General features: G+C 55.6%; 8 protein-coding genes. All 8 read left to right on the top strand.

Going from position 1 to position 13,033, the window contains the following annotated elements; genetic code table 11:
• The first annotated feature begins 11 nt into the window (after nt 1-11).
• On the top strand, nt 12-1,631 hold the full coding sequence (locus IPJ76_09080; protein ID QQR88345.1) for a hypothetical protein: 1,620 nt from the start codon (nt 12-14) through the stop codon (nt 1,629-1,631).
• A 251-nt stretch (nt 1,632-1,882) separates the two neighbouring features.
• Nucleotides 1,883-3,598, top strand: a complete 1,716-nt coding sequence (locus IPJ76_09075) for a CRTAC1 family protein (protein QQR88344.1) — start codon at nt 1,883-1,885, stop codon at nt 3,596-3,598.
• 287 nt (nt 3,599-3,885) lie between these two features.
• The gene (locus IPJ76_09070) at nt 3,886-5,511 is read left to right on the top strand and encodes a T9SS type A sorting domain-containing protein (protein QQR88343.1); all 1,626 of its coding nucleotides are present in this window, start codon (nt 3,886-3,888) and stop codon (nt 5,509-5,511) included.
• Between the two features lie 189 nt (nt 5,512-5,700).
• Complete coding sequence (locus IPJ76_09065; GenBank protein ID QQR88342.1) at nt 5,701-7,218, top strand: hypothetical protein; 1,518 nt, start codon at nt 5,701-5,703, stop codon at nt 7,216-7,218.
• A gap of 73 nt (nt 7,219-7,291) precedes the next feature.
• Entirely contained in the window at nt 7,292-8,569 is a 1,278-nt protein-coding gene (locus tag IPJ76_09060; GenBank protein ID QQR88341.1) for a T9SS type A sorting domain-containing protein, read from the top strand.
• Between the two features lie 317 nt (nt 8,570-8,886).
• Nucleotides 8,887-10,410, top strand: coding sequence for a gliding motility-associated C-terminal domain-containing protein (locus IPJ76_09055; protein QQR88340.1), 1,524 nt, complete (start codon nt 8,887-8,889; stop codon nt 10,408-10,410).
• A 153-nt stretch (nt 10,411-10,563) separates the two neighbouring features.
• Entirely contained in the window at nt 10,564-11,730 is a 1,167-nt protein-coding gene (locus IPJ76_09050) for a c-type cytochrome (protein QQR88339.1), read from the top strand.
• Nucleotides 11,731-12,127: 397 nt separating this feature from the next.
• Nucleotides 12,128-12,874, top strand: coding sequence for a T9SS type A sorting domain-containing protein (locus tag IPJ76_09045; protein QQR88338.1), 747 nt, complete (start codon nt 12,128-12,130; stop codon nt 12,872-12,874).
• The last annotated feature ends 159 nt before the right edge of the window (nt 12,875-13,033 follow it).

Raw genomic sequence — 13,033 nt, 5'->3', positions numbered from 1 at the left:
CTGCCAAGGATATGAGGACAGAACGTAAATGTGCGCTGCTTCTCGCAAGCATGGGGCCATTGTTGCTCCCAGTAAACGCGCAAGTCGTTTTCAGTGAAGTGTTCCAAGGTCCCTACATTGACCATTTCCATAGTGTATTTGCCACCGCGGACAATGGCAACGTGTTCTGCGGAAACACGTTCGACGCGATGAGCCAATGGGATGGCGTCGTGACAAAATTGACCTCGAACGGAGCGGAGCAATGGAACCTGACCATCGGCATAGGCGGTAATAGTGAGGAACTACAGGATGTGATCGAGACCCAATCGGGGGACCTCGTTGCGATCGGCAGTACCACCAGTTTCAGTGCGTTCGCTACACGAGAGATGTGGATCGTACGCATTAGTCCAACGGGGTCGCTCATCTGGAGCGAGCGGTATCCAAATGGTACGGGTACGGATGAGGATGGATGGAGGATCGTGGAATTACCGGCGGGTGAACTGATGGCGCTGTCCGGTTACGTGAGCCACGGACGCCTTACGAAGTTGACCGCAACAGGTACGGTAGTGTGGTCGAAGTCGTATGGAACCACACCGCTCACATATATGGGCTTCAATGACCTTACCCGGTTGTCGAACGGGAACCTAGCGCTAGCCGGAACCGCAGCCGGAACGGGTCAATGGTCGGGGGTCAATCGCGGTATACTGGCCGAGGTGGACACGTCAGGGGCCGTGCTCTGGTGGAAGGAATACGGGGACATGGACTTCACACAGTTCATGGCTGTGAAACAATTGGTCGGCAACGGCGGAAGCGAACATGCGGACCTGGTAGTATGCGGGATACACATGCCAAGTGCCGTGACGTACACGGACTCATTGCTTGTTGCGCGCTTGACCGATAGCGGCGACCTCCTTTGGGCCAAGGTGATCCCAGCCTCTCGAGGTTTGGACCTGGAAATCGGGCCAACAGGGTATGATGGCGTGTTAGTGGCTGGAGCGAACTACGACGCCGCAGACAGTAGCCTACTGGTGTTGAGCGTGGACGGCTCAGGGACGCTTCAATGGGGTCGGTCCATTTCATTGCCCGGACTGAACAACTGGGAGATCGGCAGGGGCATCTGTAGGAATGTGGACGGCACGTATACAACAGCCGGAAGCGCGCTATTCCCGCCTCCTGGATGGGGTTACCACGGTGGCTATGCTGTTCGCTTCAATGACCCCACACCCGCAAGCGCTTGTTGGGAACCGACGAGCCATGCCCTAGTGCCCATACCCATGCCGATGATCATCCCCAGCTACACAGTGACCAACCCGGCCGTTCAGGATATTGCCGCGCCGACGACCACGGGGATGACGCTACAGTTGACGGACACGTATTGCACGACAGTAGGGGTGAACGAGACGGAACAGCACACAACGTTGCTGGCAATCCCCACAGTGACGAGCGATATGTTGACATTGACCTACACCGGCCTGGACAAACCACTTCGCGTAGATGTGGTGGATGCTGATGGCCGATCGGTCGGTGTGCCGCTCTCGGCTGGCCGATCGGAAACGATCATGGACGTTCGCGGCCTGGCGGAAGGTGTATACAGTGCGCAACTACGTTGGGCAAGCGGATCGCAGACCGTGAGGTTCGTGGTGGCGAGGTAAGCGCGACGGGTGAACCCAGGATGTAGGACAGGGATCGGCTGCGTGTGATGCACTAATTGTTTCCTAATTGATATGAGCGGTGCAGAAGCAGCTCAGGTGGCCTGTTGCTTCGTGGGATGAGTACACCTGACCGTACGAACCAACGCGCAATGATGATCACCCGGACCTGTTCAACCACCCTCGCGGCTGTTCTGAGGACAGCAAACGCGCAACACCAAGGTCGCGCCAATACCGGGCGGCACGCGTTGACCTTGAGCCTGCTTGTCCTCGCGACAACGGCGATGGGCCAGGGTGGATGGACCATGATCACCGATGCAAGCAATCCGATCGTTGCGTTCACCTCGAACGGCTTGTACAAAGGAGCTGCTTGGGTGGACTACGACAACGACAACGACATTGACCTGTTCGCGGCACCAAACTTCCTGTTCCGCAACGACGGTGGGGGTGCGTTCATACAGGTGACCAGTGTGATCGGTACCGCTCCGCTCCAGTTCCCGGGAGGATCGAGCTGGGCGGATGCGGACAACGACGGTGATATGGATTGTGCGCTGGCTCAGTATCCATCCGGGCTGTACCTGAACAACGGGGACGGAAGCTTCACGGACGCGACGACCGCATTGGACAGTCTTTCTGAACTCGCCAGTTGGGGATGTGCCTTCGGGGAGACGAACGGCGATGGGTATCCGGAGGTCCTTTACGTACATGCAACGGGCTTCCATCCGGCCGGTGCTGCGCAGCGCCCTTGCCGCTTTTACCGCAGCGACGGAACATTCGCCCCCGAACCTGTTCGTGGATACGATTTCACTGAGTCGCTGGCCCCTTATACCGTGCCATACTGGAGCGACTACGACTTGGATGGGGACATGGACCTGTTCATCGCCAGTGGTCCCGGGGGATCACCCGGATACGACCACTGTTATCGGAACATGCGGATCGAGCTAGGCGAAGACACCTTGATCGAGATGACCACCGAGGCTTTCGCGAGCGTGCAGCAAGATGGACAGTGCTACAATTTCATCGATGCGGACAACGACGGTGATCTGGACCTGTGCCTGACGAACTATGCTGGCGCGGCCTCGCGCTTCTATCGGAACAATAGCGGCATTTACTCGCCGGAATCTACACCTTGGACAACAGGACTTCCACGACTGGCCAACTGCTGGGGGGACTATGACAATGACGGAGACCTGGACGTGGTGATCACGAGTGACTATGCTTCGGTGCGGTACTATAGCAACGATGGCACCGGAACCTTTACCCACGAAGCGGGTAGCATAAGTACAGCGAACGGCAGCACGGGCTGCGCGAACGGCGACATGGACAATGATGGGGATCTGGACCTGTTCGTCTATGGATCGAACGCATCAAAGGCCCTATTCCGCAATGACACGGTGGCGGGCAACCGCAGCTGGTACTCCTTAAAGCTTGTCGGCACGGCCTCGGGCACGACCGCGCTGGGCGGGCTGGTGCGGTTGAAGGCGACGATCAACGGTGTTCCGCGTTGGCAGATAAGGGAAGTGAACGCACAGAACAGCTTCCAGGGGCACAATGACCTACGCGCGCATTTCGGACTTGGCGATGCAACAAGCATTGATTCATTGGAAGTACGATGGCCTTCAGGCCTTGTGCAAAGCTTCGGAATACTAGCTGCAAATGCACGGCATACCATAGTAGAAGGAGATGCGCCCACCACAGCGGTGCCCGAAGCACCGAACACCACGCTTGATGAGGAACAACTCTTCACAGTTCAGATGGAAAGCGCCAATGACTTTATGCTGGTTACAACGACCGCAGAATGCCCGTCGGGCACCTGGACCCTTCACAGAACAAACGGCCAGGTATTGACCACCGGACGGCTTTCAGGATCTTTTAAGATACCTCTTGGCAATTTGAGCAACGAGGTGCTGTTAATGAGCGCTGGGTGCGGAGAAAGAAAGCAGACCACCCCAGTGCCATTGATCAACTAAGCACCTCACGCACTAAGCTACGCACGATGATGTCCACAGCCTTCAAGTCAACTTCAATTCTTGATACCACACCAGCACCCAAGGTATTCGCGATGGCGGTCGCCCTGGCAGTCGGAAGCGCAGCATTCGGGCAGCAATTAGTGAACGCCAATGCTCAAAAGTTGCCGTATGAAGAGGGGACCACGAGGAGTGCCCCAACAGGGCACCCCAAAGGAGCGGTCATCTGGTCCAATGATATTTCGGCTGCAGCCGACTGGACGATCAGCCACGACGCTGGAGGATTCGCGATGGACTGGGAGGTCGGGACTGGTCTGGTGAGCCCCGGCCCAACCGGTACACCTGCGATCCAGAGCACAACAGCGTCCAACGGGTACGCTATGCTGTGTTCAGACTGCGGGAACAATAACACGAGCACTTATGAAAAAAGCTACCTGACCACTGCCGACCCGATCGACCTGAGCCTTTACCCTAATGTGATCCTACAATTCGAAACGCAATACCGCAGATTCACAACCGAGCAGACTTACATTGCGGTGAGCACAGACGGCATCAACTGGCCACAGCCGCCAAGCGACACTGCTACGGTAGGACTACCCGTGGGTCTGTACGCTGTTTGGAAGGACCAGGAGTTGACCCAAGCCGTCTCACCCGGTAACCCAACCGTGAAACGCATCAATATCAGTGATGCTGCCGGTGGCCAGGCGAACGTGTGGGTCAGGTTCTACTGGTATGGTATCTGGGGCTACGCTTGGTACGTTGATGATGTCCAGATAGAGCAGCAGCCCCAATTCGACCTGGCCATCAGTGCAAGTCTTCTCTCGCATACTGCAAGCAGGGTGAACTATGGCCGCATTCCGGCATCACAATATACCGGGACCATGTACGCCACGAACACGTACGAGAACCGGGGTACTGGCGACCAGACCAACGTTTCGTTAACTGCGACGACCAGCGCTTTCACTATGAACGGGACCGAACCGAACATGCTTGCTGGAGATCAGTTCGAATCCGTTCTGAACACAACGGCAACATTGACCGAGCAGGTGTATGAATGCACATTCGCGCTCACTTCGGATCAATCGCCGTCCGATGATCAACCACAGGACAACCAGAGCGTACGTCGCTTTGAAATAACCGGTGATGTGTACTCCGTGGACGGGATCGGAAACCATCCACCGGGAACGGAACTATTGACCACGGTAAGAACGACAACTTTTGCCGGTGCCGCTGACGGATTATACGCCATGGCGTTGTACGAAGTGGCAGCACCATTCACAGCACACGGCTTGGAGGTTCTGTTAGGGAACGGCACGGAAACTGGCGGGGTGCTCATTGCGAGCATACATGACTCCGCGGCTGTGATCGCTGACGACATGAGTTCACCCTTCGTCGAGAGCGACGACTTGGAGATCGCACAATGGCATCTTGACAACGGCCGGATCGAAATACCATTCGACCCGCCGGTGACACTCGCACCAGGGGCCTACTACGCAGCAGTGCAACTGTTCAGTTCGAGCAACGCCAATGTGATCAGGATCATTGATGATGTCACATTCCCTCAACCGGGCCGGGCGAGCATGGTGAACTTCCCAGTAGATAATCATACGTATACCAATGGCAACGCTTACGCAATAAGGCTTAGCAGCAGTCCAACAGTCGGACTGTCGGAAATGCCCAACGACGTTGATTGGATCGATGTGTTCCCTAATCCGAGTGCTGGCGCTATCTCGATCCGTATGGAAAACAACAGTTCGTGCTCCCTTGAACTGTACGACGCAAGAGGAGCGTTGCTCATGAGCGACACGTTCACCGGCAAGGCGGAACTGCAGCTCGACGGCCTTGGCAAAGGCGTTTACACTGTGCGCGTCAAGGACGGAACCCGGACGACCGTTAAACGCGTGACCATCGACTAACGCCATTGAATCATGTATGTAACCAGTCCATGTGCTCCTACCAGTTCATCGCCGGACAACATGCAGGGACCCTTTGTCAAGCAATCCTGGCTTCCAGCCATTGCTTGCGCATTGAGCGTAGCCTTCAGCTCACCTGGGCTAGTTGCCCAACCAGGCAGCCTGGACAACAGTTTCGGAAGCTCTGGGATCTTGCCGATCGAACGACCCCTCGGAAGGGATCAGCCCGGGGCTGTTGCGATACAACCTGATGGCAAGATCATCGCAACCGCTGTTCATGAATACGCGCTGGATCCCGATTGGGAGTTCGTGGCGCAGGAGCACGAGATCTGGCGATTCCTAGGTGACGGGCAACCTGATCCTGCGTTCGGAACACTCGGCCGTGTTGTGCTGCCTGCCACGCTCAGGGTGGGTCGGCCGGATGCCATCCATGTGGACGACCTGGGGCGCATTTTGGTCGGTGGAAGTTGTGCGGGTGTTCCTATTGACCTGGGCGATGTTTATGTGGCACGACTGATGCCGGACGGACAATTGGACGCGACTTTCAACGGTACAGGTGTGGCGCACGCGACGAACACTGGAAACGGCTGGGACACCTTCGGTGATATGGCCGTTGGGCCCGACGGGAGCATTGTTGTTGGTGGGGCGACCAGGCTGCTCGGAGGGTATCGGAATTCGTTGCTTTTCAAGTTCGACCTGAATGGAACCTTGGATCCGATGTTCGGTACTGGTGGCGTGCTGGCGCAGTCGTTCAGTGCAGGACATGACCAGATCAGCGGTGTACGGGTACGGAACGATGGTAGTATCGTGGTCGCGGGAAGCTACTGGATACCGCAGACAAACGATGGCTTGTTCCTGCGCGCATTCGATACGCAAGGGGTCCAGGATGTGACGTTCGGTGAACTGCCCGGGGTAACGCAGATCACGCATGCCACACAAGGTATTGTGGTGAACGCTGTGGACCTGGACCCTTCGGGAAGACCTGTCACCGTGAGCTATCTCTCGATCACCTCTCAGGACCTGACCGCCGTGGAAAGGGCCGTAGTACATCGGTTCACGGTCAACGGCCTGATAGATGCGACATTCGGGGTGGATGGGGCCCGCGAGATCGTATTCGGGGCTGCCGATCGGTGCCGAGGGATGGATCTGACCGCGGCGATAGATGGCAGCATCTACGCCGTCGCGACGACAAGCTTCGGATCTGGATATGGGGTGGCGCATCTTCTGGCAGACGGCACCATCGATGCTGATTTCGGATCGCCTTCACCGGCACACATCGCTTCGATCGTTCCGGTTGACGGTGCTCGGGCAAACATATCTACACAGCCCGACGGGCACGTGGTGGTACTTGGCGGCACGCCTAACCCTGACTCCCTCTGGGTTTCGGATATCGTGCTCTTCCGTTTGGATGAATCGTTTTTGAGCGGAGTCGAAGACAATTCAGAAAGGTTGATTGGCAGTATAGCCTATCCTGTTCCAATAACGCCCGAGACAGTGCTTCAAGTGAATAGGGAACACTCCGGCGCGACGAACCTGCGGTTCTTGGATATTCTTGGAAGTGATGTACTCACACCCGCATTGTACCAGACCGGATTGAGGCGTGAGGAGCAAATAGGATTGCCCGATTTGGTCAGCCTACCAACTGGTGTGTACCAGCTAGTTGTAACGAGCGCCAGTGCTAGGGAGGTCATCCATGTTCTCGTACAGTGAGAACTAGAGGTATGGATGTCACCTTGTCGGAAAGTGACTCGCCTATTACCAAACAACACCAACTAAACAACAGATGAAAGCCCAAGTTGCCAATCGAAACACCCAGGCCTGTGATGGCAGGAAAGGAATTCAACATTTGTTCTGCGCGATGCTGATCAGCACACTTACCGCGCCCTTAGCGAGCGGACAGTCCGAGGAACTGCTGGTGCGAGAATTCGCCACTGGCATCATCGACACGGTCGATGCTTTCACATACGACACCGTGCCAACGTTCTACAGCACTGATTGGAACACAGGTTCGATGGGAAATGTGGAGCTACTATCCTTGGTGCCGCCCACGACGAACCTTTGGGCGGGAGCACAGTTCAACAAGCCTACCCCTGCTGCCGACTGGTTTGATGTAACGACGTTCCCAGCGCGCACAGCGGGGCACTTGTTCAAGTACGTCGATGGCGTTCGATCAAACCAGTGTTCAGCAAACCTGGTGGGCAGGCGCCACGCGCTTGTTGCTACTCACTGTTTACGCAGTTACGGTACTTGGAACATTGAAGGAGAATGGTTGGCCGACAGTTTTTCGGTGGCATTAGCCTATGACGAGGGCCTTGAGCCACTTGGAAACATAGTTGCCCAGAAAGCTTATATACCCATGCGATACTCGAACCACACAGGGTACCTCGATGCGGCCCTGCTCGAACTACGAGAACCCGTCGGTGACCAGACCGGCTGGCTTGGGTTGGCCAGTACAACAGATGACACCTACTTCACGGACAAAGTGTTCCACAAGTTCAGCTATCCAGGAATTACGGATCCGTTCGATACTACGCTGCACTACAACGGCGACACCATGTACTACCGCTTTGGATACGTGGATCCTACGTGGAGCCCTGGTGAGTTGAGCGTTCCGGGCACGGAGTCACACGGTGTTCCTGGCGAGAGCGGCAGCTCCTTGATCTACACCGATAATGCATCTTTTCTGGCCTTCGCAACATCAGCTTGGGCTACACGCGACAGACACCAGCGTCTTAGTCCTGAACTGCTCCAGGCTTATGCTCAGGTGATAGTCGACAATTCCACCGTCGGTTTGGATGAACATGTCAATGCGGAGTTCAGAAGTTACGCTTACCCAAATCCTGCACACCATTGGGTCACAGTTGTTCTGGAAAACATGCCTGGCCAAAAGGCAAAAGTCGAGATCATTGATGCTCAAGGGCGGATCGTATCGCATGCTGTTGTTGGCGGACGGGAGACCACAATTGATGTATCCGCGCTAGAGAGCGGACTTTATGTATACCGCTTGATTGCGGACGGAGTCATGAGGGCCACTGGGCGGTTCGTGGTGGAAGGCAAATGATGTGCGCTGCTCGGATGAGAACGACGAACCTTCGGGCCATATGCAGAAGCTCAATTGCATCCATCCTTGTCCTGCTGATACCGCTGACAAGTAGAGCGCAGGAAGTATGCAACAACGGACTTGACGATGATGGCGATGGACTGGTGGACTTGAATGACACCGCCGAATGTGCATGCGCTCCGACCCAATTGCTGCCGAACCCGTCGTTCGAGGCAACAAGTTGCACATTCACCCCAGGCTTGTACAGCGGTGGACCTGAATGTGCATACGGCTGGTTCCGAGGTACCCTGGCGAGCAGTGATTACTGGCCGACAGGGATGAACCAGCCCAACCAACCGGCACCAACAGATGGTGCGAGCATGATGGGTGGTCTTATATCCTTCCCAGGACAAGAAGACCTGTTCGGCTGCTGTTTGTTACAGCATCTGGAGGCCGGCACCACCTATGATTTCCGCATGGATGTGGCCGCCATGGAGTACATCAGCGGATGGCCCCCAACGGCCAATTGGATGACGACCAATGCGCCTCCCATCAACATCACACTCTTCGGCGCACCAGCTTGTATGGCGTTACCAATACCGACCACCGGTTGTCCAGTATCCAATGGGTTCATCGAGCTTGGGGCCATGGCCTACGCGCCTGATAGTGCATGGACAACCCTGAACCTCAGCTTCACTCCCCCGATCGATATCGCGATGGTCATGTTCGGCCCCCCCTGCACGCTGCCCGCCGGTTATCAGTACATGCCCTACCCCGACTCGACCATGACCTACTTCTTCTACGACGATCTATCTCTAGGTGTCGCAGCACAATCGCCTTCCATCAGCGTTGACGGCGCCTTATGCACGAATGACCTTGTGATGACAGGTACTCTCGGCGCACCTGGAGGAAGCATCCAATGGTATTTCGATGGGGTTGCACTCATTGGAGAAACCGATAGCGTTTTGAACATTTCTCAAGAAGGGCTCACCAGCGGAGCTTACTCCATGGTGGTCGCGAATGGCGGCATGGATTGCTTAGTTGCGACCCAACTGGTGCCGCCGCCCGCACCACCGCCAGTGAATGCAAGCGTAACACCTCTTGAGGGATGTGCTCCGTTGAGCTTCACTCACAGCCAAGTATCGCCCAACCCGAACACCAGTTGTTTGTGGAACTTCGGAAATGGGGTACTGAGCCCAACCTGCGATGGAACGTCCACCTTTCAGCATGCAGGAACGTATGCCGTCATCCTTCAATTGACCGACAGCTCGGGCTGCCGGACGGACACGGTTCTCGCGACCATCGAGGTCCATCCGAGCCCGGTGGCCGGGATCGCAGCGGATACGACCAACCTGAGCGTTTTCGATACCGAGGTACAACTCCAAAGCGTAAGCACATCGGATGTGGTGTCTTGGTGGTGGACGAGCGGCACGGGCCCTAACGAACAAATGAGCGATAACGAGGATGCGCTCTTCATCTTCCCCGATGAGGGAGGGATCACGCATGCCGTACAACTCATTGTGATGAACGAATGGGGTTGTCTGGACACGACTTGGTTCCAATTGACGATTCCTGGGTCCACCAGCGTCTACCTCCCCAATGCCTTTTCACCGAACGGCGATGGGATCAACGACCTGTTCGGCGCGGTTGTGCGCGACATGGACCCGGTTGGGTTCAGCCTGCAGCTATTCGATCGGTGGGGGCAGGTGGTCTTTGAAACTACAGACCCGGAAGCCACATGGCATGGACGAACGAAGGGCGTGGAGACACCGGTCGGAGTGTATGCTTGGCGCATGCAGGCACAGCAGCGCGGCACAACTGATCGGGTGGTCGAATACGGGCATGTGACGCTGATCCGATGAGCGTCCGTGCATGGTAAGCCTTGGCGGATGGGAGAAGCTCGCCGGCCACACAAAAGCCTAATTCATTCCTAAATGCACCGAGTGTATCCAACCAACCGTGCTGTTGGTGCGTGATGTGATATCGAGGGCCGTGCCGGCCCAATACAACGACCCATGCGAAACCGGACTTGTGTTTTTGTCATTGCCACGCTGATCATAGGTGCTTGCAACAAGGATGAGGAGCCGAGCCCCGCCAACAACGGTGGTGGAAATGCACAGATCGACGTGCCGACCCTCCCTGCCGACCACTATGATTACAGCACGCCCAACCTTCCTGCGAATGTGCTCGCGTATCTGGCCAACGAGCCACTATTGGACAACACGCCTGCGGACAACCCCATCACCGATGCAGGAGCCACTCTCGGTCGCGTGCTCTATTACGACAAGAAATTATCGGTCAACAATGTGACAGCCTGCGCCAGTTGCCATCATCAAGACAAGGCTTTTACTGATGGACTTGCCTTCTCTGAAGGTCACTTGGGGGGTGAGACACGGCGAAATGCCATGACAACCGTGAACCTGCGCTACTACAAGGGCAAGCACATGTTCTGGGACCTGCGTGCCGAGGATCTGGAAACGCAAGTAGTGATGCCGATCACGGACGCTATTGAAATGGGTATGCCATCACTGTCGGAGTTGGAAACCAAACTGAGCGGCATCAGCTATTACCCTCCTTTGTTCGAAGCTGCCTTTGGCGACGAGATGATCACAAGCGACCGTGTCTCGAAGGCACTGGCCCAGTTCATTCGCTCCATTACATCGTTCACGTCGCGATACGATCAGGGGTTGAACACCGGTTTCGCCGACTTTACACCACAAGAACTATTGGGCAAGACCTTGGTAGGAACCAAGTTCTGCACGGAGTGCCATGGCGATGTGACCGCTACCGGCACACAAGATCAGACCTTCCTTATTGGTGAGTTCTTCGGCAAGAATGAGGGCTTCGGATCGAACAATGGACTCGATCCGAGCTACACGGACAACGGGTATGGAGAGATCTCCGGGCTTGCGCAGGACCAAGCCACATTCAAATTCCCTAGCTTCAGGAACGTTGAACTGACAGCACCTTACATGCATGACGGGCGCTTTGCGACGCTCGAAGAAGTGATGGATCATTACGACATTGGCATAACAGCACACCCAAACGCTGGGATACAACTGCCGCCCGGCGGTATACCACTTACACCAGACGAGAAGTCGGCGATCATTGCCTTCCTCAAAACCCTGACGGATCATAGCCTTTTGACAGATGTACGGTATTCGGACCCGTTTACACAGTAGGAGCCTGAGCCATGGTGCAAGAATGGGAGCGGCTAGGAACACTTTGCAGGGCATGCAAACTCAGCCGCAAACACTTAAGCAGCTCCTAAATCGCGCTTGATGCGCTCTTAGGGAGCAACTGTTGTTTCACAGGCTTCGTCCGACAGTCTAGACCAAAGCGATACATGAGATGAACAAAAGACTGGTGTTTATTGCGGTGAGTGCCTTGTTAGCGGCTACGTCTACCTGCCAGAACCTAGTTCCCAATGGTGACTTTGAGGTCCATACACTTTGCCCTGGCGCGATCTCACAGATCCATTACGCTACACCTTGGTTCAACGCACGAACAGGAGCTCCGAACGGACCTGGGGCAACTCCGGATTACTTCAACCTGTGCGCAACATCGTCCATAGTAAGCGTGCCTACCAATGGTCAAGGCAACCAAGTGGCCTACAGCGGTGAAGCGTATGCTGGCCTCGTGGCGTACCTTTATGGAACGCCTGACTTCAGAGAGTATGCAGAGGTGCAACTCACAGAGGCATTGGTGGCAGGTAAGTGCTACGAGCTACGTTTCTTCATGAGCTTGGGTGATAGCCCGACCAACAGCACAGTGGACGGAATTGGGGCGTACTTCACCCAGAACATTGCAGTACAAGCCACGAACTCCGTGATGTCCGTTGTTCCTCAGTTGAATGGACTTGGTGCCTTCCTCACGGATTCCACTGGTTGGCAATCGGTGGTGGCCACGTATGAAGCCATCGGAGGTGAACGCTATCTGACTCTGGGCAATTTCAACGATGATGTGAGTACGACGGTACAACAACTCCACCCCTCGATATACCAGCCGAACTGTTATTACTACTTGGACGATGTGAGCCTCGTTGAGATCCCATCAGCGTGTGTTACTCTGGGTGTTGAAGAGTATAATGGAGCAGTGATCTCCATTTTCCCAAACCCGACCGATGACTGCTTGCATGTAAGTTCAACCCTACTCGGCAACTTATCGTTGACCTTGGTCGATGGCCTTGGGAAGACAGTGCTAGGTAGTATGTTCCAAGGTGCTGCGACGATCGATGTCTCGGCGCTACCTGCTGGTATGTACACCTGCGTGACCACGTCCGATCGCTTGCAGCGGATAGATCGCACAAAATTGGTCGTTCGCTGATCATGGAGCGCCACAGCTCCACCTGACGATGGTCTGGGTCCAAAGGTTCAATTGCATTGGCTGCTTCCTTGCATTCTCGGCTATGCGGGTTGCAGTGCATACCCAACAGACTTCCGTGCTCTTTCTAGGCAACAGCTACACGTCAGTGAACGACTTGAC

This window comes from Flavobacteriales bacterium (assembly GCA_016699575.1).
Lineage (GTDB): Bacteria > Bacteroidota > Bacteroidia > Flavobacteriales_F > PHOS-HE28 > PHOS-HE28.
The sequence above is the reverse complement of the archived record's forward strand: the minus strand, read 5'-3'. Positions and strand labels throughout refer to the sequence as shown.

Excerpts from the sequence above, each read along its gene's own strand:
- IPJ76_09080 (QQR88345.1), top strand. The coding sequence starts at position 12 with ATGAGGACAGAACGTAAATGTGCGCTGCTTCTCGCAAGCATGGGGCCA.
- IPJ76_09070 (QQR88343.1), top strand. The coding sequence starts at position 3,886 with ATGGACTGGGAGGTCGGGACTGGTCTGGTGAGCCCCGGCCCAACCGGT.
- IPJ76_09060 (QQR88341.1), top strand. The coding sequence starts at position 7,292 with ATGAAAGCCCAAGTTGCCAATCGAAACACCCAGGCCTGTGATGGCAGG.
- IPJ76_09055 (QQR88340.1), top strand. The coding sequence starts at position 8,887 with ATGAACCAGCCCAACCAACCGGCACCAACAGATGGTGCGAGCATGATG.
- IPJ76_09050 (QQR88339.1), top strand. The coding sequence starts at position 10,564 with ATGCGAAACCGGACTTGTGTTTTTGTCATTGCCACGCTGATCATAGGT.